A 22,456-nucleotide genomic window follows, 5' to 3' on the forward strand; every position below is an offset into this window, starting at 1 on the left:
GATTCAAATGCTGGGGGTTTAGCTTTAAATTCTTCTTTAAACACTTTTATGTACATTCTCTTAATTAAACATACGGCACAAAGCCTTTCTCCTTCTTTAAGGATATTTCTCCATTCTTTATCCTCAATTTTTATCTCGTTCCAGCTATCATCCTTCCAGTATTGGTAGATATTGGTATCCTTTCTTTCAATTAAAGCATTCCCCAATCCACACATCAAACACTTTTTCCCCGTTATTGGTTCTTCTTCCCAAGCATTCCACAATCTTGAGCTTTGTGCCAAAGTAGTCCCTAATAATGCATAGCTTGGAAAATAAAAGTGGCCGTAGTTAGTTCTCTCCAATTTCTCCACAAAGCCAAGCCATTTATCTTGCTTTTCTCTAACATCATTAGGTAAATCATCTTTCACTTTTTCATAATTGCCAATGTTGAAAAATTTTGTATATGCGACTGTAACAGACAAGGCATTCTCAATCTGGAAATCCCATAGCTTTTCATTAGGCTTAATGTTTATTTTCGCCAGATACTCCTTTACTTTTTCGGAGATTTCTCTCCACTTTCTTTTTACTGCTTTCTCGCATTTTTCTTTATATTCTTCAGCTTTACCAAGTGGTATAAAACAAAGGAAAGTGTTTGGCAAATTCGCTATCCTTATTTTATCTTTGTCGGGAGTGATGTTTATTCCCATTCCTCTCTTTATATAGTAATCAAGTAAGGGATTCCCCCTTAGCTGTGGGTATATAACTACGTCAGGGCCAAATTCACCAATTATCTCTTTAACACCTTCAAAAAGTAATAGTGAAAAAATATGACTTGATGCCCACAAATCCGATAGTTTTCGTGAATGAGAGATAAACTCTTGTACAGCCGGAATTTTGAGTGCGAATAATCCCATATCGCCTAAGCATGAGCTTATTGCAGCAGTAACATCCAAGTGATCCCAGATACTGTGGTCGGGAACTCTTGTATCGGCTGGTAGAATATATCCAAGAGGGTATATTTCTGGTAAGAATCTCCAAAGTGAAAAATAAGTTTTCTTCCAGTCGTTTTTAACAAGGAATTCTTTCACAATTTCTATATTGAAACAATACTTAGCTAATGCTTTTTCATAACCATATGTAGCTACAATTTCTTTTATTTCCTCAAGCTCTTCCAACACGCTAGATACTGTGTGCCTGAATACTGGCTTATTCGGACCTTTAAAGCATATGTGGGTATTGCAATTTCTTGCATCATCCATCCTATAGTCTTTTGGGATATCCAGTCTTTGCATTGCCGAGGATATATGGTCGGCTGGATTAAGGCTTCTGTCATACCTGAGACCTAATTCATTCAGAATCTTATCTCTTTCCTCTTCATGTGATCTATGGAACAATATCAGCGCTTTGTCTGGAGGATCATGAAGGAATGCTTTGATCTTGTTTTGCCAGAATTCTTCTGTCATTTTATCATCCCCCAAACAACTTGCCAACGATTTTCAAGTAAATCATGGTAACAGTTCCTGATTAATTGTTCATTACTAGGTGATTGAGTTCGTAAAGTAATCCTTACCTCCTCTCTGTTGCGTTTTATCTTTTTCTCTATCATAAAGTTTCGTCTGAAGTCAGGTAAAAACATTGATCTAAAAATCAAAATTCTTGGGATATAATTACCATTTATTTCATATACGCCGAAAATTAATTGTGAAGCTCTCCTTTCAAACTTCTCCTCTTTTAATGTGGCTTTATAAGTAGCGTATGTGACGGGTAAACCCAAATATGGTCTTCTTTCTTTATCTGATTTAAGATTTCCATTCCTATTTGCATCTTTTATTTCATGAGAAAAACCGTAATCTGCTAATCTCATTCTAAATCCACCAGTAAATTTTCTCCCTCTTTTTTCACCGATATACCATTTACCTATTTCATCAAGAGCAGATTTCCAGTCTTTTCCATTTATTCTCCTTATAAACAGGGCTGAGTGTGAAGGATTTAATACAGCGTACTCCGGTAATGAAGATAAGTTTGTATGTTTATGCCCAAACAATTCTCCTACTAGTTTGAGAGTAATCTCTATGTTGTTTTTCAGAAATTGTTCAAGTTGATCTGGATCTTTGCAGATGAAATTTAAACCAAAGGTATTTCCTTTAACATTTGTGATCTTTAAGCAGCCCCCACCTCTTCTTGCCCTAAAACCTATACCACCCAAGTAAACTAAAGCCCAAAAAGAGGACAAATATATCCTTAACTTGCTTTCTTCACCAAACATAATAATCTTAAATTTAGATGTCTCAGGATAGAAGGGTTTAGAGTTTACTTTAATTCTATTTTTCCTTCTGTCTTTTCGTTTATCTAAACACGAGAAAAAGAAATAGTCTACCCAATTACTCCACACAGTAGCTTCATTCCACGATCCGCACTCCCTTGTAATCTGTGTAGGTTCATTTTCACCACTTGTTATCAAAGAGACTTTGGATTTTGAAGTAGTAGAGCCAAATATCTTATCTTCAGCCCTTTTAAGAGTCACAATATCATTTCCTGCATAATTTCCCGCTAACGCCCTAAATTTTGAAGTAGTAGAGCCAAATATCTTATCTTCAGCCCTTTTAAGAGTCACAATATCATTTCCTGCATAATTTCCCGCTAACGCCCTAAACCACCACCTTAATAGTCCCCTCAAACTCGGTGCTCGCAGCCCTTCATTTTCTATGTTCCTTTGATCAGCACCAGCAATAAATAGTGGAGTTATAGTTTCTAATTCAAAAATTATTTCTTCCATGGTTTCTCACTCCTTTCACTATATTTAAGCCCGTCGCCCGCAGTTTCGGACAACTCGTTCATATCCGCATTGCGTATATCATTCCAAATTAGAGTCATATACGCATTGCGTATATACTCATTCTGGATGCTTCTCACCTCCCAGCAGCGTTATCCATCCGATGGGCTACAAACAAAATGTTATATATTCAAACCGATATTTAAATCCAACCCGCCCACCTCCGCCTGCGTTGCGCATTCCCCAAGGGGTCTTGCGAGCAACGGGAAGATAAATCAAACCTGCGAAGACATGTTTATGGAAGAAATTTTAAGGAAGGTTGCCGCTGGCGAACTGAGCATCGAGGACGCTGTAAGAGAGCTTAAACTCGACTTCTTGCAGCGTCTCGGCGACTTTGCGTGCTTGGATATTGGGAGGGAACTGCGGCGTGGCGTTCCTGAAATAATCTTTGCAGAGGGGAAGCCGCCTGCGCTCTTTGCTGAGATTTGCGTGGCGGTCGCCGAAGCTAAGGGCTATGCACTTGCGACGAGAGTGAACAACGAACAGAAAAAAGCAGTAAAGGAGCTGGCGTTGAAAAGGGGGTTAGAAGTAGAGAGTAACGAGCTTGCGAAGACGCTCTTGCTTAAAAAAAGGGGGTGGGCGCCGCAGAAGTGCGGGAAGGTAGGCGTGCTCAGCGCAGGGACCGCCGACGCGCGAGTGGCGGAAGAGGCGAGCGTTGTCGCAGAGGTTATGGGCTGCGAGGCGCTTAAGGCTTACGACGTCGGCATCGCAGGCATCCACAGGCTGAAAGAACCTCTTGAGATGTTCTTAAAGGAGGGCGTCGCAGCGCTCATCGTGGTCGCAGGTATGGAGGGGGCGCTGCCGTCAGTGGTCGCAAGCCTCGTGGACGTGCCCGTCGTCGGCGTGCCGACGTCCGTGGGTTATGGGCTCGGCGGTGGTGGGCTCGCCGCGCTCCTCTCAATGCTGCAGAGCTGCGCCTTGGGGCTGGCGGTCGTGAATATCGACAACGGCGTCGCCGCCGGCGTCTTCGCTGCGCTAATCGCAAAAGTTGCGTCGCAACAACATTAGTCAGCGGCGTTAGTCATCGGCTTCAAACTCAACATTTCTCTCTCACCAGAACGGCGCTTTCCGGATTTAAGCCCTTCCAGACAACTTTGAAGCCCAAATGCTCGAACGCGCGCTCGCTTTTTATCCCGTGCTCCCGCAGCAATGACACCGCCTCCAAATACCTCATGCCACCTCGCAGCTTGTCCTTGAGCGTTTCCAAAAGCGCAACGCTCACAAGCTCGTCGCCGAGGAAGACGTAGCCCGCCGGCGGCTCCCTCTCTAAAATGCTCCTCAAAAGCCTCTTACTGGCGCCTGTCGCCTGTTCAAGCTCGTCTAAGCGCACCACGTCGCCCTTCAAGCTTGCGACTTCCTCCTTCACAGCAGCGTAGTCTCCACGCTCCCGTTCCTGCTTGCGTTCGTATTCCCGCAGGACGTTCAAAACTTCAGCAAGGGGAATTTTCTTCTTAAAGTAAATCACTGGCATCTCCGCCTCAAATTCCTTGAAGGCGCAGGCGAGCTCCTCGCTCACCGCCAGAATCATGCGCTCCCGCTCACTCCGCTCCAAGTCTCGCAGCTTCCTTAGCTTCTTTTTCATGTAGCCCTCAGTCCAGAAGCCTACTATTTCCAAATAAACTCTCAGGTCATCCTTTTCGAGAGAGAAGTCGGGAATGAAGACAGAGTTCCCGCAGACGAGCGCCTCGCCTTCTCTACGGAGCTGCCAGCCCGTGTTTAACGACGAGAAGCGTCGGGCAAAGCTCTCTTCAGCGGCGCTGTCGAACTCGTTCGCCTTCACGGGCTCTTCCCAATCCAGCGCTGAAGAATTTACGTAAAAGTCATAAATTCGAGGCGCTCGCCCCTTACGCATCAAAATTCTGGCGTGCAACGCCCAATCCCCCTCCAGGGGCAAGAGTCTCGCAAACGCTGTCCCGTATTTCTCCGTGAGCTTCAAAACGGATGCAGGCCCCTCTACGCTTATTTTCACTCCGCTTTCTTGCTTCTCTGCTAAATACATTAATCCAAGACGCTTCACACGCCTCAAAACTTCCTTGTAATGACTTCTTACGAACAAGTCCACGCTCACGGCTTTGAAGAGAAGGGTTTGCGTCAGCGAAAGGTCGTAGAGCCGTAGTAGCTGCTCTGGCGTGATACTTTCGAAACTCTCTACGAAAAGCTCAGCCTCGTTGTCCGCCCAGAGCGAGTTCTCCACCGCCTCGACGGAGACGCCAAGCTCCTTAGCGACCTCACTTAAAATCCTAAGCCGCTCAGCCCCATCCAGCGCAGGTCCTCTCTTGAAGACACGCTCTCTAACGAGTTTGGGGTCAAGCTCGCTGCGTGCCGAGAAACTACACCGCCGCTCCAGAAGCACGCACAAGCCTTTCACGAAACGATTATACCCATAGTCGAAGGTCTCGTCGTAAAACTTCTTAAGCTCCGCGGTTAGATGCTTTTTGCGCCTGCCCACGCAGTTCTCGAATATTTTTATAAGCTCACTAGCCATATCCCCGGCGTTTGGATACCTCGACGAAAAAACAGGACTTATTCTACCCTTTCGAGTTTCCACGACGAGATATTCGCTTGGCAGCATTATACCTGGGCTTTTTTGCGGCGGCGCCGTGAGACGCCAAGCTCAAAAGTGTCGGACACGACTTCGTAAAGAATTGCACGCTTTCCCTCCTTCTTCCTGAGCAGGCGTCCGAGTCTCTGCACGAACTCTCTTCTGCTGCCGCTGCCGCTGAGTATGATGCCAACGCTTGCATCCGGCACGTCCACGCCCTCGTCCAGCACCTTTGACGTCACCACCACACGGTATCTCCCCTCCTTGAAGCCATTCAAGACGCTCTTACGCTCGTTCTTGTCGGTTTTATGCGTGATGTAGGGGACGAGGAATTCCTTGGAGATGCGGTGCACGAGCTCGTTGTGTTCAGTAAATATTAAAATTTTCTCGTCTTTGTGCTGCTCCAGAAGCTCCCTGAGCTTCTCAAGCTTCGCTTTTGAGTTGAACGCTATGCTTCTCGCCCTGTTTCGTGCGACGAGCGCCTCTCTTGCGTTTTTATCCCGCACAGACATCATTATGAACCTCTCAAAATCCCGACGGCTCTTGAACGCCACCCCCTTTGAGCGTATGAAGTTCAAAAATTTTGAGTATGCCTCTTCGTATTCTTGGCGTTCGTCGTCGGTCAGCGGAACTCTGATACGCCGTAACTCGTAGTCCGCAAGATACTCTGTCAAATGCTTAACGCCAAGCTCGAAAATCTTGCCGCCGACGAGCCTCGGCAGCTCCTCGTGCAGCCCATCTTCACGCTCGTAGGTTGCTGTCAGCCCGAGGCGGAACGGCGCCGCCGATAATTCTGCGATTTGCCGGTAGCCTGGCGACGGTAAGTGGTGCACCTCGTCGAAAATGAGCAGCGAGAACTTGTCCCCAAGCTCTTCAATGCGGGAATATGCGCTGTCGTAGGTGGAAACTGTCAGCGGACGCAACGTGTGCTCGCCGCCACCATAGATGCCAATCTCCTCGGAAAACGCAGCTTCTAAGCGTTCTGCCCACTGCTGCAACAGGTCGAGCGTCGGCACGACCACGAGACTCGGAGCGTTCACCTGCGAAATCGCCTTCAACCCGATTAAAGTCTTCCCGGCGCCCGTCGGCAGCACGACGACGCCCCGCCGCCCCGCCCGCTCCCAGACCTCCACCGCCTTCTTCTGGTAACCTCTCAAAGAAACATTGCACTCAAGATGCGGACAAGGAATTAAATTCAAGACGTAATCCCGAAACTCCAAACCTGAATCTCTAAGATAAGCGACGATGTCAGGATAATGCACGGCGAGCGCCACGTAACAGTTCCTACGAGCATCCCAGCGGGCGTTCGGCGCCTTTATGCCTTTCACGAGAATTGTGCCCCGCTCGTATCTGAGGGTAATCATTCCCAAGTCTTTACTTGTGCTAACTAACATATAACGATAAGGCGCACGGCGCTCGTAGTTTTGACGAGCGTCGCAATTGCTGCTATATAAATTGATAAAGATACTGTTGCGCCAGTATCAACGCTCCCTCCCCCCGAAACTTAAACCTAAGGATTACGACGGCTGGGAATCACCCAATATTTGCTCAAAATAACGCAGGATTACGAAAAGATAGGTACTATGGAGCCGTTCGCAGTCGTCGTCAGCGCTAAGAGGGCAATGAAGCCCAATGCTAAGAACTTCGGTTTTCCACATCCTCCCGCTCCCTTCGACGCTCAAGAAAAAGCGACAAAGCTATTTCTTCCCGTTGCGAGAGGAAGCAACAACCTACTCCTTCCCGGACCCTGCGTCCGAACTTTCTGAAGCGGAAGTGATATCTAAAGTTTTCTAAACTCAAAATTTTCCTCGTGTTCATTTGTTGCAGTAGGTGACGAAAGAACTTACTATTTCCTGAATCGAAACGCTTAGAGCTTAAACCTTCGCAGTCTCTTCATCTGCGGCAGCGTCCCCGCTCTTGCGTCTCGCCTCAAAAACCTCAAATCTTCGAGGTTGATTCCATTATCCAGCAGCTGCTTGAACACTGCAAGAATGCAGCCTGAGACGCCCACTCTGAGTTCCGGCGCCGCATTTTTACACGTGGATGCGACTTCTAAAATCTCAAAAATCCTAGAAGAACTCTCGAAATCGAAGCCCACAGCCCGTAGTCTCTCTTCATTAGCGGTGTAAACCGTGCACGGCTGTATCATTAATTCGTTCACACCTAAGGACTCTGCAAGCGTCGCAAGCCTCGGGAGCTCATCGTCGTTAACCCCCGGGCAGTAAACCGCCCTCACAACCGCCAAGACGTCGTCAGAATGCCCTGCTAACTCCAAGGCTTTAAGCGCCGCTTTAAACTCCTTTTCTCCGCCATCTGTGATTTTTGCGTAGGTCTGCAACGTCGCAGCAGCGATGCTCACCATCACGATGTCCACCAGCGGTTCAAGCTCCAAAAAACTTTTTTCATCGAGAAGCGTGCCATTCGTCTGCAAATCTATCCGCACGTCGCCGAACCTCTTGCGGAGCTCCTTAATTATCGAAACGAGACGGCGAGTGCCGACGAGCAGCGGCTCTCCGTATTGCGAAATCGTTATCGCCTTCGGGTTTTCGTCGCCGTAGTAGCCCTCCTTAGGCGCCGCTCCCGCTTCCGCAGCCACTCTTGAGTAACAAAATATGCAGTTCAGGTTGCACGCCGCCGTTATTTCGTAGGAGGGATGATGCTTCGGGTCTTTTTTCCTGACGTCAAGTCCCTCGCAGAAGACGCAGTGCGACGGCACGCTAACGCTGTGGAGCATGCAAAAAGCCGCAGGCATGAGAAGGGAAAAAGAAATTATTTGGGAGGCCAGTTTTTCTCCATCCAGTTGGGAATCCTTCCGCTGTCAAGTGGCCCGACCATGACCTTCCAGCCTGTGGCGTCTTCGGTCTCGCCGGAAATACGAGCAGCAAGTCCGGGGAGGACGAGCGTCTTGTGCTTGACCTTATTTTCGAGCTCGCTCGCTTCGAGGGCTTCTTTGATTTTGGCTGCGGTCAACTGCCCACCTGCGACTGCGGCTTCGACGCAAATGCCTTCGGTGTCGATGACAAGGAGGTAAGAGTCTATGTTGCTCGACGTGATGTCGCTCTCCACCGTGTAATAAGTTAGGGCAAAATTCGTGGTCACGAAGACCGGCGACTCCTCAACCGGGCTGCCGAGCACCTTCAGCCCCGGCTCCACGGCCACAGGTCTCCTCGGGTCCGTGTAAATATTTGCAACAAGCGTTGTCTGCGGAATCAACGCATACGGCTCTATACTGTGCAGAATCATGATGTCCGCATACTTTATGGTAAAAATCGTGACGAGCATCGTTTCCCAGTAAGCAGCGTCCACTTCGTTCTCGCACACGAGCCACGCCGTCATCGGCACGCAGAGCAATGGATAAGCAATATCTTTCTGCCCCTCTGCGATTGCAGCTCTTCTTAGACGCACGAAGTTTGCGAGCGTCGTCTCCAAACCCTTCCCAGTTGGATACGTCCCCGGGTCGAGCACGATGTCTTCGACGCCTGCTTGTGAAAACGTCGCTGCGAGGCTCTTCAGCCCGTCGAGGTCGTTCGGTGCCGACACCACCACCGGCACCTTATACTCCAGCACCAGCTCCAAAACTTTCTTCCAATTGTCCTGCGTCGCTGCATACACCAATGGTCGCTTGTCAGCAACGACCTTCAAAGCTTCTTCCAAGGCGGCTGCATCGTAGGAGCACAGCACGAGCGGCAAGCTCGTCAGCTCCGAAACCTTACGCACGCACTCCGCAAACTTCTTCGGGTCGCCGGAGACGTTGCGCACCGCTACGCCATCAAGCCTCAGAAACTCGCCGACGTAAAACTTCTTCCAGCTCTGAATCCGCTCGACACGTTCCTTCAAAGCGTCGTCGTCCATCGTGTCCCAAACGTCGTAGAACAACGCCGTCTTGTTGAAGAACGTGAGGTCGTGTCTGTGCAGCACGTCCTCGCCGCCGAGATTCTTCGCATGCTCACCGACGCCCACTACAACCTCTCGCACTTCGGGCGCCAGCATATCCTTTAGCTTCTCGTAACTCTCTCTGTATTTCTCATCTTCAAGCAACGGCTTGCACTCTTCCAGTTTCTTCCCCCGCTCTATCAACAGCGATGCGAACGCCATGCATGTCTTCTCGCCGCACTCCCCGCAGTTCGTCCTCGGTAGCAGCCCATAAAGCTCCATCGGGCTCTTGGCTTTCATTTTTAACACCTCGCACGTCACTTCTCAGCCCACGTCAGCCAGCCCTCGAACTCCGCCGCCTTCTCCACGTCCTTGAAGCCTGCGAGCATCTGCGTTACTTCTTTGACGACTGCTGCCGCCCCTGGATGCATCATCATGAAGAGATTCCCGCCCGCGAGCGCCAGCGTCAGCCCGGTCACTATCTCGAAAATCGGACCACGGTACTCACGGGGACCCCAATCCGAATCCTCTTTTATCGGCGACGCCTTCATCCAAGCCTCACGAGCGCCCCAGGCATTCGTCACGCCGCACGAAATCGGGAACGCCAGCTCCTCGTCGCCTTTCAGCGCTGCAATCTTCATACGTTCGATGTTCGTGAACGCATAATCGAGCCCGTAACCTAAAGCCGCAGTCGTCGGGTCCATCACGAGGTCCTCACGTTTCACGCCTAACTTAAACAGGTGGCGGTTGAGCGTCTTCTGATCGTTGATGTCGAGCTGCGTCCACGAGAGCACGACGTGCCCGTTGTTCATCGCCGCCTTCGCAATCCGCTCGAAGTCCATGTTCAGGTTCGCAGACGCTATCAGGCAACGCTCGCCCGCAGCGACTTCCGCCGCCGCCTCTAATACCGCGGGGTCCTTCTCTGGGTTGCCGGAGCCGCCGATGATTATTGGCACTTTCACCGCTTGCAGAACTTCTTCTACGACCTTCGCAGCTTCCCTCGGCGGCGTATCCTTAATCAGGGGGTCCGTGCTTATCAGATGAATCGTCACCATGTCCGCGCCGAATTCCTTGACGTTCTTTTTCGCCCACTCCCCGGGGTCCTCCATCACGTCCGCGTAATGTTCACGCACAGCCTTCGCCAGCGGAATCGGCATGTCAAAACAGTCTATCGCAATCCTCGGCGGGTTCGGGTTCTGAACCTCAAAGCCGTAAAACGGCAGCGTTTTCTCGCCACCGAGCTTCACAACGGTCTCACGACTGCCACCATCCGCAGCCGTCGCGCCGAGCGCTACTTCCTGAATTTGCCCTACCCACTCCTGCTTCCCAACCTCGAACTTCGCAGCCACCAGCTCCTCCGGAATGACTATCTCGGGAACGGCAGGCGCTGGAGGCGCTACTTCCGCAGGCGCTGCTGGCGCCGGCGCCGAGATGCCAAATGACTGCAGCACGCTCTCCACGGGGTAGCCTGCGAGCTTTGCGAGCGCGAGGATACTAAAGAGTCCGTGCGCTGCTTGTATCGCAAACTGGCTCATCATCTGCGAAGATTGTAGGGCTGCCTGCAACGTCGTTAACAGTTCTGGAGATATGCCGGCGCCGCCTACCACCTTAAGCTCGATATCTCCCTCAATCTTCACGTCCTCGAACTCTAAGACGCCGTATTTCTCCAGTAGCTTGCTTATGTCTTCCAGAGTAAGCTTTTTCCCCATCTATATCACCGCCTCAGCCCAACTCAAGCTCCACAGTGCCCTTAATCTTCACATCCTTCAACTCTATCGTCCCATATTTATCCAAGAGCTTTACAATATCTTCCCAACTCATCTCCTCATCTTCTCCCACGAAAATCCCCCCTATAACGCCAAAAATGCCATAACTTCGTCCATTGCAAGCGAAGTCGGAGCGCCCTCGGGCAACTCCGTCAGCGGTCTCCCTTCGATATCCAGCCGCATAACGCTCTCGTCGTATGGGATGACTCCTGCGACCTGCAGCCCTAACCTCGCAGAGTCCTGCCTCAAAATCTCCTCTTCCTCTGCACTCCGCACCATACTCAGCACCAAATACTGCTCCTTCGTCCTCACGAGCTTTGCCAACTCCTTTATTCTTTTTGCGGTGTTGAGTGCCTTCTTCGTCGCATCCGCTACTATTAGCAGCTTGTCAACGCCCCTAACGGTGCGTCGGCTGAAGTGCTCGAGCCCCGCCTCGCAGTCCACGACCACAAAACGGTAGCCGCCTGCAATCTTATCCAAAAGCTCCCTGAGCATGTGGTTCACCGCACAGTAACATCCGGGACCCTCTGGGCGTCCCATGACGAGAACGTCGAAGCCACGACTCTCGCAAAGCACGCCCATCAGCCTATATTCAAGCTGCAGTTTCTTGTCCATCATCGGAGGCATCTTGTCACGCTCACGCTCGAAAGCCTCACGCACGTCACCCACCGTTCGCTCGAAACGCTCGCCGAGAGCGTCACAAAGATTGGAGTTCGGGTCGGCATCCACAGCAAGCACAGGACGCTTGCCACGACGCACGAGCTTCAGCACCAGAAGCGCTGCGATTGTCGTCTTCCCGACGCCACCCTTGCCGGTTACTGAAATAACAGTCGTCATCAAAGGGAGGAAGGGAAAAATTACTTCTCTTCCTTCTTCAGTATCAGCTTGCCGATCGTAATTGTGGCGTCCTTGAGGATGATTCTCACTGGCGCACCTGCTGGCGTCGTCGGCAGCTGAATCTGCGGCGCTGCCGTTGGCATCATCGGGAACTGCAGTTGTGGCATTGCCGCCTGCGGCGCTGCCGTTGGTGTCGGCGCTGCAGCGGGTGCGGCTTCTGCCGCTGCCTCTGCGGGCGCAACCTCCTCTACTTCCTCAGCCCAGCCCTCGGTAATCTTCTCGCCGTCAGCAGGGCGGACTACACCTTTCACCACCGGGTGCTCGACCTTCTTCAGGAACTCCTTAAGCTCATCGATGTTTTTTGCCTCCTTTTCAGTAGCAATCTTGTCTTTCATCTCGTCAGGAATGGCGTCGGCAATTCGCTCCTTGAGGTCGGACGCCATCCAAACGACACGCCGCCAGCCGCCATCTGCTTGTATGAATTTCGACGAGTAGAAGTAAGGAATGCCTATGCCGAGGAATCCGTAGACCTGTCGTCCGCCACCGACGCTCCCAGCGATTGTTGAAAACGGCAGCCCTATCGGCGTATCTTTAACCTTTGAGCCACGGTGAACCCAGCCGATACCGTCCACTTCCGGAATGTAGAAGCCAGCAACTTCGAAGCAGCCACAACTCGTATGCGGGCAGTCGAGGAACGAGTGCAGCTTTATCCTGTTGTACTCGCCGCCAGAGAGGCGAACGGCAGCCTCGTTCACGCCTGTATATTCGCCGGCAATCGGGTCTATACACTCTCCCTTTGGAATAGGAGCGTTCGGACCCTCGGGGTCGACACGTGCAGATGCACGGCAGTCGAACCATGACATCGCACCACAAAGCGCTGGACGGTCAGGCGTGACAACACAAACGTTTGTCGGGGCGAAGCTCTGACACAGCGTGCACTGGTAAAATTCCTCAACATCCTCTTCGTGCAGCCCCCTCGTCCGCTCATCACGAGCCTTATAAATCTGCCGCGCCTCCTCGAGGCGTTTTTCCACTTCTTCTTTGTCGGTAATGTAGAGCGCTTCCATCTTTTGGATGAACGGGAGCTCGGACTTGAAAAGCTCGATGGTCTTCTTCCCTATCTGCTTCAGGGACTTCAGCCCCTTCTTCATCGCCGCCTTGCTTATTCGCACCCAGATTTCGTCCCGCTGGTTAAGGTGCATGTAGCCCTGGACGTAGGGTTGGAACTCGTGGTTCCGCCGCTCGATAACCGGCTCTAGGTCCTTGTCAATTTCCGGTCCCCAGACCGTGTAAATCATGGCATAGGGGTAAGCCTTGCCCTCCTCCATCTCGGTGAGGTCAGGTCCTATAAGCTCAACGCGTCCGTCCCTGACTTTCTCGGGGTCGGGCTCGTAAATCACGAGCTCGAAGCCCGGCTGCGTCGGTCCGCCAAGCTCCACGAACATATCGTCCTTCCTTACCCGCTCGCCCTCATACATCGGGCTCACGTCCAGCGGAAACTCCTCTTCCTCCGCCATTTTATTACCTCCTTTATCTTCTTATGCTCTCTACAAACTTCTTTAGCATCTCCTTATATTTGTCCTCATCCTTTGGGCGGATGTTCGGGAACGACATTGCGGCGTTCGGATGGAAATACCAGTCGATGGAAATCGCCCGCATCAGCGGCTTGATGCAGAAATTCCGAATGCAGGAGAGCATCTGCGACGCATAGTAGTAGATGATGCCAAAGAAGATGACGACGTCGTAGTTCCCGCCGCCGTCCAAGCCTTGCCACTCAGGGTCTCTGAGGTAGTTCGTCAGCTCGTGTAGGTTTATGATGGAGACGTTTTCGGTGTAGCCCTTCTGCAGGAAGCCCTTGATCGAATGTCCTGTAGCTGCGATGGGAATGCCTTTTTTCCCAATTTCAATGGCGATGTCCACGTAGAATTCGTCCCTAAGGATTTCAGAGCCAACGACAAGCAGCGGACGCTTCGCCGAAGACACGACAGCTGCCATCGTCTCCGGTGCCGCCACCATGCCGAGCGCCGCCGGTCCCGGAACGTTTGCAATATCAAATGGCTCGCAAACCATCTTTACACCCCCACTCACGTGTTCATTCCTTCTTCCTTATCAGCCTCGGAAGGTTCGTTGGGTCGAATGACGCATCGTAGGGTCGCATCGGACCCTCCAGTATTCTCTTACGCTCCCAGTCTATCTTCCAGCCACGCTCGTCCTCCAGCCTCTTCAAAAGCTCGTCCCTCTTTGCAATCGGCAGGTCAGTCGTCGTCCTCACGAATAAGTGCCAGTCTGGTGGCATGCACCCAAGATATTTCTCGTGTAGGTCAATGTAGTGCGTCAGCTTTATAGAGCGTCCTCTGTCGGTGTCAGACGGGCGGAAGCACAGCTTCGCAATCATCGGAAGCGCCTCCTCCACAGTCTCGCAAGCGACGAGCAAGTGCTGTGGCGCCGGCTCGAAGTGGTATTCGGTGCCGTCTCTCGCATCTATGATCTTCCAGTCGTCCTTGACATATGGTCGTCCTAAAAAGGCTCTTCTGTATTTCGTGCCGTGCGGTCCGACGACCGCCGGGACGCCGAGGCGGTTGAAGCCCGTGGCGATTGAAGCGGCTTTCTGCGACATTGCGCCCCAAGCAACGCCACAGGCGCCAACTCTGCTAAGGATGTAGTCGGCAATTTCCTCGTAATTGCCTCTGAGATTCCTCCTTGCGAATATCGAAGCTATTTTGATAGCGGCGTCATGGATGTGAGCGTTGGAAACGCAGGAACCGATGTTTATGACGCCACCCGCGTCAAATCTTCCGTGGTGCGTCTCATAAACTCCATTGCCCTCCTCATCCTTCCAAAGAGCGGCATCGATCGCCATGCAGCCCGTGAGCACCACGATATAGTTCCTGTCTGCGAACTCCTTGGTAATGAGGTAAGCATCCCTCGTGCCGTTTGGGTAGTTTCCGCAGCCTATTACCGCAATCACGCCTGGGATCGTTCCAAGAACGATTGGAGCGCCAACGTCCCGAATCTCAGTGTCCCAAACAGGACCTCTTCCAACCCTCGCCCGCCCTCGCTCCTCCTTGACGTAGGGGTATGCCGCCTTCGTGATTACGTCCACGATTGGAATATGGTGCTTACAAACCTGCTCGCAGCGTCCGCAGCCGACGCAACGGTCAAAAAGCTCAGCAAGCGGCTTAGTGTTGCCTGTCGCCGCTTTTGCCATCGCGCCCCCAATTCTAAGACCATTTGGACAAGCGAGCGTGCAATTCCCACACTGGTAGCAGAGCCGCACCCAGTGCTGGAACTCCTCGTCGTCCATGATAATTTTCATCGCCCGCCGCTTCGAGGCGATTTGCATTGCAGTCCTCACCGCAACCTCGCCAACACGGTCCGGGTCGAGAATCAGAACTCCCGGGACTTTGCCCTCTACGAGGTCTTTTACGACCTTGTCAGGCTCGTCATAGGTGCGGTCTTCAAGCCCATGCAGCGCCTTGTCATTCGTTGCAATCACCGGCGTGAACGTCTTCTGCGCAAGTTCAATCACGTCTGCTCGGATACACTGTTCGTCAATGACGATGACGTCAGCGATACCGAGCCTTATCGCTCGAAGCTGCCTTCCGAGGGCGCTCACTATCTTCGCCTTCGGGTAATACCTCGTGGTGTCGTGGGCGGTGCAACAAATGCCCCCAAGTTCGACTGCGTCGTCAAGCCCATGCTCCATGAGGTAATCGGCGATATCGGCGGCGGGCGGCACGTTGTGCCCAATCACCAGAATTACAGGTTTGCTCGTATCTATCGTTCCCAAGCCGACCTCCACGAGCGGAACGTCAGGACCGCCCCCGGGTTTGCTCGAAGGAAGTTTGTAAGCGGCAATCTGGATGATGTCCGCAACCTCCTTCGCCAGCGAATCGAGCATACCCATGTGCAACGCCTTCGACTCGAAGTCAAGAACCGAGCCCTCCTGCCCTGTGTGCAGAGCATCAGAAAGCTGAACGATCTGCTCCTCTATGTAGTCAAGAACCTCTTCGAAGTCGCCAATCGTCTTCGGTCTTATTCCGGTGATGAGTCTCGTAAGTGGCGCCTCAACTGTGATCTCAGGTCCAAGGTCCACAGGAACGTCCCTGCCAAACTTCTTTATCATGTCATGCAACAAATGCCTTGCGTGCCCTGTATGAGCAGTGCAGCCGATGAGACAGGCAAGCAGCACGATTCGCCCTTGCTGAGCGTCCATCCTGATGCCGCAGGCGCCCTTCTTGTTCCCTGAAAGGTCACACTTCCCGTAAGTGCAGAGGCAACACATGTCGCAGAACGGTGCGTAAAAGGGTTTGTAGCGCTGGAGGAGTTTGAAGTCCCAGTTACGGAGCGTCGTAATCCCCGGCTTCGGGTGCGGACCCATCGGCTCCCACTCTTCCTCTTCCTCAGCGACCTTGCCGATGACTATGCGCACATTTTCCAGCCCTGCAATGTCTAAAATGCCTTTTAGCTCCTTCGCCACAGTATCACACTCCTTTTGTGCCTTCGTTCGTAGGGCTCTCATAAAAAACTTGCTTTTTTGAACAACGTCAGAAGGCGAGCGGGTAAAATCATCATCAACGTTGATTAACGTCAATAATCTCGTAAATCTTGTCAATTTGGAGACTCCGCCGCACGACAGTGGCGAGCTGTTCAAACTCCACCTCTAAGCTCCACGTCTCTCCACTCCGCAGCGGCTCTAACCCCCTCCGCTGACGCAGGTAGTTTATAAATGCCCGTCGGAAGTCGTGGTTGTCGAAGATGCCATGGATATACGTGCCAAGCACGCATGCTGAGAACGCCCCGTCAGGCACTAAAACGTCGTCGGCAGAGCGTTTTATGATAGTGAAAGCGTTCTGCTCTTTGGAGAGAGTCCTACCCATGTGAATCTCGTAGCCTTCAACACTCCCGTCGTAGAAGGGCAGATTCGAGACCGCGATGACTTGATGTGTCGTTTTCTCAGTATCGAAGAAAGTGATGGCGTCGAGTAGGCTCAGCCCCTCAGCTCTCTCCACCGCAGATTCTACACCGCTCTCGTCCACGACGAGCCGCCCGAGCATCTGAAAACCGCCGCAGATGCCTACTATGAATTTACCACGCTCGTGTGCTCGCAAGATTTGCGCAGCAAGCCCGTTCTGCCGCAAGCTCAGAAGGTCGTAAATCGTGTTCTTCGTCCCGGGCAAGATGATAGCGTCAGCGTCCGCTCTGAGACTTTCGTCAATGCTTACGTAGCGCAGCGAGACGTCAGGCTCCTTCTCAAGGGCATCAAAGTCCGTGAAGTTGGAAACGTGCGGCAGCATGATCACATCTATCTTTATCTCACCGTCGTTGCCGCCACGTCGGTCTTCAAGAGCTACGGAATCCTCCTCGTGAATTTTAAACCGGAAGTAGGGGACGACACCGAGCACCGGCTTCCCGGTTCGTCTTTCTAAAAACTCAAGACCCGACTCCAAGAGGCTCAAGTCGCCACGGAACTTATTTATGATGAAGCCACGCACCAGCTCACGCTCGTCAGGCTCAAGAAGCTCCAGCGTGCCAAGAAGCCAAGCAAAGACACCGCCCCTGTCGATGTCGCCGACGAGGAGGACAGGGGCGTTGAAAAGCTTCGCAACCGTCATGTTCACGATGTCATTCGCCTTGAGGTTGATTTCGGCGGGGCTGCCGGCGCCCTCGATGACGATGATGTCGTTCTCGGCAGCGAGCTTTTCGTAACACCTCTTGATGGCGGCGAGCGCTTTCGGCTTGAACTCGTGATATTCACGGGCGGTCATGTTTCCGATAGGCTTCCCAAGGAACACGACTTGCGCGCCGACGTCGCTCGTCGGCTTCAGCAGAATCGGATTCATCTCAACCGTCGGCTCCTTGCGGGCTGCAAGCGCTTGAACCGCTTGCGCCCGCCCGATTTCGTGCCCAGCTCTCGTGACGAAGGAGTTGAGCGCCATGTTCTGCGCCTTGAACGGAGCGACTTCGAATCCGTCGTCCGAGAAGATGCGGCAAAATGCGGCGACAAGCACGCTTTTGCCAACGTGCGAGCCAGTGCCTTGGACCATGAGGGGTTTCGCAGCCATTATTTCCTGTTAACTACTTTTTGATAAAAGCCGCTTGCTAACGTTTCGATATGAAAAGCTGCGTCGTCGCCCGTGAGTTTAAATACTCATCGTTTTTACCTTATAAGATGCTTATGGGCGGCAAATACGACATTCGGGACGAGTATAAGTTGCGATATTTCGAAGAGGGCGGGCTTGTGCGTCGGAAGTGCGAGAAATGTGGCTCCTTCTTCTGGACAAGGGACGCTCGCAGGCGAACATGCGGCGACACACCCTGCGAGCCTTATTCCTTCATCGAAAACCCTCCTTTGAAGGAAAAAAATGTTGACGAAATGCGGGAGGCGTTTTTATCCTTCTTCGAGAGACACGGGCATAAGAGGCTTAAGAGATATCCGGTGGTGGCTAGGTGGCGTGACGACATTTACCTAACGATAGCGTCCATCGCGGACTTTCAGCCGCATGTCACCTCCGGCGAAGTCCCGCCGCCAGCAAATCCGCTCGTGATCTCGCAACCATGCATCAGGCTTGAAGACCTCGAAGCCATCGGGCATAGCGGTCGCCACCTCACAATCTTCGAGATGATGGCGCACCACGCATTCAACAAGCAGAACGAAGAAATATACTGGAAGGACGAGACCGTGCGCTACTGCGACGAGTTCCTTTCAGAGCTTGGCGCAGACCTTTATGAAGTTACTTATAAAGAGGAGCCGTGGGCGGGCGGCGGAAACGCCGGTCCTTGTGTAGAGGTGATTTTAAGGGGTTTAGAGCTTGCGACGCTCGTATTCATGAATTTAGAATTGGCGACGGATGGAGACATTGAAATAAAAGGCGAACGTTACCGCAAAATGGAGTCCTACATCGTTGATACTGGTTATGGCTTAGAACGCTTCGTTTGGGCGTCTAAGGGGACGCCGACTGTTTACGACGCCATTTTCCCTGAGGTAATAGACGAGCTTGCGTCGGCGGCGGGCGTGGACGTCGAGGGTGTTGCACCGCTCATGAAAGAAGCTTCGAGGTTTTTAGGAGTTACGACGAACAAAAAGGAGCTTGCCAAATTCGTCGGTGCCTCCGCTGAAGAGCTTATGAGGAAGTTGGAGCCGCTTGAGCTGATATACTCCGTTTCGGACCACACGAAGTGCTTAGCGTTCATGCTCGGCGACGGGATTGTGCCTTCGAACGCAAAAGAAGGCTACCTTGCGAGATTAGTTTTGAGGCGTTGCCTCAGGATGCTGAAGGTTTTGGGCGTGGGGTTGCCACTTGAGGAGCTTGTTCTGAAGCATATCAAGCTTCTGCGGCGCTCTTTCCCCGAGTTGGAGGAGCGTGCCGACGACATCGTTGAAATTCTGTCGCTGGAGAAGAACAGATATGAGGAGACGCTTGCGAGGGGCGAGCGGCTCTTAGAGCGACTCTTGCGGGAGCGCAAGAAAATGACGACCGAGACGCTCGTGAACTTATACGACACGCACGGCGTTCCGCCTGAGCTCGTGTGCGAAGTTGCGGCGAGGCGTGGCGTCACCATGGAAATTCCCGAAAACTTCTACTCGTTGGTTGCGAGCATGCACAGCTCCGCCACTCCGAAGATAGAAAAAGATCCGCTCGTTAGGGAAATTCGGCGCCGGAAACTGCCAGAGACCGAAAAGCTCTACTACAAGGAGCCAAAGGCTTGGAGGTTTGAAGCTGAGGTTTTGGATTTTTTCGACGGCTGGCTCGTCCTCGACCGCACGCTTTTCTACCCCGAAGGCGGCGGGCAACCCTCTGACGTCGGAATGCTCAGAATTGGAGACTTTGAATTTAAAGTTTCGTATGTGCGGAGCGCCGATGGCGTCATCCTTCACAAAATCGAGCCTGTTGCCGGTAACGCAATAACCGCTGCCGCCCTAAAAGGAGCAAGCGTCGTGGGCGAAATAAACTTCAGGCGCCGCCTTTCGCTCATGCGGCACCACTCAGCGACGCACATAATCCTCGACGCCGCCCGCAAGGTTCTCGGTAAGCACGTCTGGCAGGCGGGTGCCCAGAAGGGTGAGCAAGTTTCAAGGATTGATATAACTCATTTTAAGCGAATTTCTGACGAAGAGCGGCGGCGCATTGAGCAGCTTGCGAACGAGGTTGTAATGCGGAACCTCCCGATAAAAACGGAATTCATAGAGCGGAACGAGGCTGAGCAGAAATATGGCTTCCGCATTTATCAGGGCGGCGTCCCCGGCGGTAAGTTCATAAGAATCGTAGAGGTCGGCGATGACGTCGAAGCCTGCGCTGGGACGCACTGCGAGTTCACAGGCGAGATCGGCGCCATCAAGATTCTAAGGACGGAACGCATTCAAGATGGCGTCGAGCGCATCGAGTTCTCGGCGGGCGAGGCTGCAATCTCAAGCGTCCAGGAGTTGGAGCGCATTTTGAAGGAGGCAGCGAATGCCTTCAGAGTACCTTACGAGGTTTTGCCGCAAACCGCCCGCCGTTTCTTCGAGGAGTGGAAGCAGCTACGCCGAGAAGTCGAGAGGTTGCAGAGTGAGATGGCGACGCTCCGCATCGAAGGCATAAAAGGCCGAGCTAAAGAAATAAGTGGCGAGACTGGCGTCGTAAAGGTCGTCTCCGAGAAAGTCGAAGCAGCAGACGTCAAGGAGCTGGTGAAGCTTGCGGCGTCGCTTTCAGCCGAGGGCATCGTTGCAATTTTGGCAAGCGAGAGCAGGGGGCGGGCGTCCGCAGTAGTCGCCGTCCCGAAGCCGCTGACCGCAAGGATAAAAGCGGGCGACGTTGTGAAGATTGTTTGTGAAATTCTCGGCGGTGGCGGCGGCGGGAGTCCTGAACTCGCTCAAGGAGGCGGGCAAAAGCCCGAAATGCTCGATGTTGCGCTGAAGAAGGGTGTAGAGTTTATTAAATCGCTCCTCAGCTTGGATTGACGCCGTAGCCCGCTTGCAGTAGCTGTGCGATTTTGCGACCTCCCTCATTGCGGGGCGGTGGCGTAGCTGAGAACGCATATCGGAGTCTCCTACACGTCCCCATAATCGCTGTCCCTTCTCACCACAAGCCGCAGCGGTGCTCCTTGCTGTCTCCGTGCGACCCGGTTCAGCCGTCTCAAGTCGGGCGTGCTCAGTCCGCAACGCCCCCCTCTCTGACCGTGCCACGGGAAATTACATTTCTCGGCACAATCCCGCATGAACCCAAGTCGTGAGCAGGAGTCCCGCGGTATTTTGAGTCCGCTCCGCCACGAACGCGCCAGTAAGCCCCACTTCATTAATTTATTACTATATTCTGCAGTTAGTAGCGGAAGGCTCTCCGGTCTTCGGTGTTAAATGTCAATCTAAGTTTTTTCAGCCTGTCGCCACGAGCTTGCACTCTGCCCTCTGCATCTCTGGTGAACTACCCCGCCTTACGGACGGGGCTTCGTGGGGAGTTTGGTAGCGGGAATCCACCACCCTTATCCTTACAGGCGGGTTCACGCCGCCACTATCTGTTATCCCCTTCGGAACTCACGGACTACTTTCACACCCGCCTTATGGGCTGTCCAGCCTTACGGCTGTTACGAGGTCGCTACAATCTAAGTCCTCAGAATATTTAAAATTTACCCACCCGCCTCCCCTTGCCCCTCCCGCTCGGAAGGGTCTTGCAAGCAACGGGAAGATAAAACAAGACAAGTATAAAACCACCACTAATCCCCTCGATAGGAGGCTTTGTTTTGTAAAAGTATTAAATGGGAGCTAACCCAACTTCGCAACAAAGGGTTGCATATTAAGACGATGCCAGACGAGGCGTGGCGTAAGTGGGAGCATGTGACGAAGCTCGACCCTGACAAGGAAATTAGCGACGAGCATCTTAAAATCGTAGCGGAGAGCGGCACCGACGCGATAATGGTTTCGGGGACACAGAACGTCACCGCCGAGAACGCCCGTCGGCTCTTAGAACGTTTAGAGCGTTTCGACGTGCCGTGCGTGCTGGAGCCGTCGAGTCCTGAGGTTGTAAATTACGACTGTGACTTTCTTTTCGTGCCATCTGTGTTAAATGCGGTGGACGTCGCCTGGGTCGTCGGGCTGCACGCCCACTGGGTCAAGCGGCACTGGGTGCTCCGCAAAGAACTTGATTGGCAGCGGGTTATTCCCGAAGCTTACATAGTTTTAAACCCAGACTCTGCAGTTGCAAAAGTCACAAAAGCAAAAACGGGGCTAAGCGTCGAGGACGTCGTTGCCTATGGCGTCTGTGCGGAACGCTATTTTAGGTTCCCCATCGTTTACGTGGAATACAGCGGGACGTTCGGCGACGTGAGCGTTGTCAAAAGGCTTGCCGACGCTCTTGAAGAGGCGGCGCTGTTCTACGGCGGTGGCATCGATTCAAGTGAGAGGGCGAAAGCGATGAAAGAGCACGCCGACGTCATCGTTGTCGGGAACATTGTCTACGAGGACATAAACAAATTTCTGGAAACGCTCGACTTTTAGCTGCTACGTGCAAGGCAGGTTGCCGTTGGTCAGCTTCTCCCGTCTGAAGGCGGGAGCTTGCTCTCGGAGGGGAGATGTTGCCAACAACCCTCATCGAGCCGGACACGGGGGCTGACATCCCCGCCAACTCTGGAACTCGGGGTTGGGTGCTGAGA

16 protein-coding genes are annotated in these 22,456 nt (G+C 52.5%); 3 read left to right on the plus strand and 13 right to left on the minus strand.

Annotated elements, in window-relative coordinates; genetic code table 11:
* Together cas10 and cmr1 are read right to left on the minus strand one after the other, a co-directional pair.
* A partial coding sequence (cas10, locus tag ACXJJA_RS02655; protein ID WP_456486680.1) for a type III-B CRISPR-associated protein Cas10/Cmr2 occupies positions 1 to 1,442 on the minus strand: 1,442 nt, incomplete at its 3' end.
* Complete coding sequence (gene cmr1, locus ACXJJA_RS02660; RefSeq protein WP_456486681.1) at positions 1,439 to 2,755, minus strand: type III-B CRISPR module RAMP protein Cmr1; 1,317 nt, start codon at positions 2,753 to 2,755, stop codon at positions 1,439 to 1,441. The genes cas10 and cmr1, both read right to left, overlap by 4 nt.
* A 294-nt stretch (positions 2,756 to 3,049) precedes the next feature.
* Between cmr1 and larB the strand changes: the two genes are divergently transcribed.
* Positions 3,050 to 3,820 (plus strand): nickel pincer cofactor biosynthesis protein LarB, encoded by a 771-nt coding sequence (gene larB, locus ACXJJA_RS02665; protein ID WP_456486682.1) that lies wholly within the window; start codon positions 3,050 to 3,052, stop codon positions 3,818 to 3,820.
* A gap of 28 nt (positions 3,821 to 3,848) precedes the next feature.
* On the opposite strand, the gene ACXJJA_RS02670 is transcribed toward larB, so the two are convergent.
* The 10 genes from ACXJJA_RS02670 to ACXJJA_RS02715 all read right to left on the minus strand — a co-directional run bounded on the left by ACXJJA_RS02670 (position 3,849) and on the right by ACXJJA_RS02715 (position 17,895).
* On the minus strand, positions 3,849 to 5,384 hold the full coding sequence (locus ACXJJA_RS02670; RefSeq protein ID WP_456486683.1) for a DUF790 family protein: 1,536 nt from the start codon (positions 5,382 to 5,384) through the stop codon (positions 3,849 to 3,851).
* Positions 5,384 to 6,718 (minus strand): DEAD/DEAH box helicase family protein, encoded by a 1,335-nt coding sequence (locus ACXJJA_RS02675; protein ID WP_456486695.1) that lies wholly within the window; start codon positions 6,716 to 6,718, stop codon positions 5,384 to 5,386. The genes ACXJJA_RS02670 and ACXJJA_RS02675 overlap by 1 nt, the downstream gene beginning before the upstream one ends.
* Positions 6,719 to 7,221: 503 nt before the next feature.
* On the minus strand, positions 7,222 to 8,088 hold the full coding sequence (locus ACXJJA_RS02680; protein ID WP_456486684.1) for a radical SAM protein: 867 nt from the start codon (positions 8,086 to 8,088) through the stop codon (positions 7,222 to 7,224).
* A 35-nt stretch (positions 8,089 to 8,123) separates the two neighbouring features.
* On the minus strand, positions 8,124 to 9,527 hold the full coding sequence (gene acsC / locus ACXJJA_RS02685) for an acetyl-CoA decarbonylase/synthase complex subunit gamma (RefSeq protein ID WP_456486685.1): 1,404 nt from the start codon (positions 9,525 to 9,527) through the stop codon (positions 8,124 to 8,126).
* A 17-nt stretch (positions 9,528 to 9,544) separates the two neighbouring features.
* The gene (gene cdhD / locus ACXJJA_RS02690; RefSeq protein ID WP_456486686.1) at positions 9,545 to 10,936 is read right to left on the minus strand and encodes a CO dehydrogenase/acetyl-CoA synthase subunit delta; all 1,392 of its coding nucleotides are present in this window, start codon (positions 10,934 to 10,936) and stop codon (positions 9,545 to 9,547) included.
* A 141-nt stretch (positions 10,937 to 11,077) separates the two neighbouring features.
* Complete coding sequence (locus ACXJJA_RS02695; protein WP_456486687.1) at positions 11,078 to 11,830, minus strand: ATP-binding protein; 753 nt, start codon at positions 11,828 to 11,830, stop codon at positions 11,078 to 11,080.
* Positions 11,831 to 11,850: 20 nt separating this feature from the next.
* On the minus strand, positions 11,851 to 13,347 hold the full coding sequence (gene cdhC / locus ACXJJA_RS02700) for a CO dehydrogenase/CO-methylating acetyl-CoA synthase complex subunit beta (protein ID WP_456486688.1): 1,497 nt from the start codon (positions 13,345 to 13,347) through the stop codon (positions 11,851 to 11,853).
* A gap of 13 nt (positions 13,348 to 13,360) precedes the next feature.
* Entirely contained in the window at positions 13,361 to 13,900 is a 540-nt protein-coding gene (gene cdhB / locus ACXJJA_RS02705; RefSeq protein WP_456486689.1) for a CO dehydrogenase/acetyl-CoA synthase complex subunit epsilon, read from the minus strand.
* 22 nt (positions 13,901 to 13,922) lie between these two features.
* Positions 13,923 to 16,352, minus strand: a complete 2,430-nt coding sequence (cdhA, locus tag ACXJJA_RS02710; RefSeq protein WP_456486690.1) for a CO dehydrogenase/acetyl-CoA synthase complex subunit alpha — start codon at positions 16,350 to 16,352, stop codon at positions 13,923 to 13,925.
* Between the two features lie 52 nt (positions 16,353 to 16,404).
* Entirely contained in the window at positions 16,405 to 17,895 is a 1,491-nt protein-coding gene (locus tag ACXJJA_RS02715; RefSeq protein WP_456486691.1) for a cobyric acid synthase, read from the minus strand.
* Positions 17,896 to 17,945: 50 nt separating this feature from the next.
* Between ACXJJA_RS02715 and alaS the strand changes: the two genes are divergently transcribed.
* A complete protein-coding gene (alaS, locus tag ACXJJA_RS02720; protein ID WP_456486692.1) occupies positions 17,946 to 20,771 on the plus strand; it encodes an alanine--tRNA ligase in 2,826 nt (941 codons plus the stop codon).
* An 89-nt stretch (positions 20,772 to 20,860) separates the two neighbouring features.
* On the opposite strand, the gene ACXJJA_RS02725 is transcribed toward alaS, so the two are convergent.
* Positions 20,861 to 21,028, minus strand: a complete 168-nt coding sequence (locus ACXJJA_RS02725; RefSeq protein WP_456486693.1) for a hypothetical protein — start codon at positions 21,026 to 21,028, stop codon at positions 20,861 to 20,863.
* Between the two features lie 580 nt (positions 21,029 to 21,608).
* Here ACXJJA_RS02725 and pcrB point away from each other — a divergent pair.
* Complete coding sequence (gene pcrB / locus ACXJJA_RS02730) at positions 21,609 to 22,301, plus strand: heptaprenylglyceryl phosphate synthase (RefSeq protein ID WP_456486694.1); 693 nt, start codon at positions 21,609 to 21,611, stop codon at positions 22,299 to 22,301.
* Positions 22,302 to 22,456 lie beyond the last annotated feature (155 nt).

It is taken from the genome of Candidatus Alkanophaga liquidiphilum, assembly GCF_053996935.1.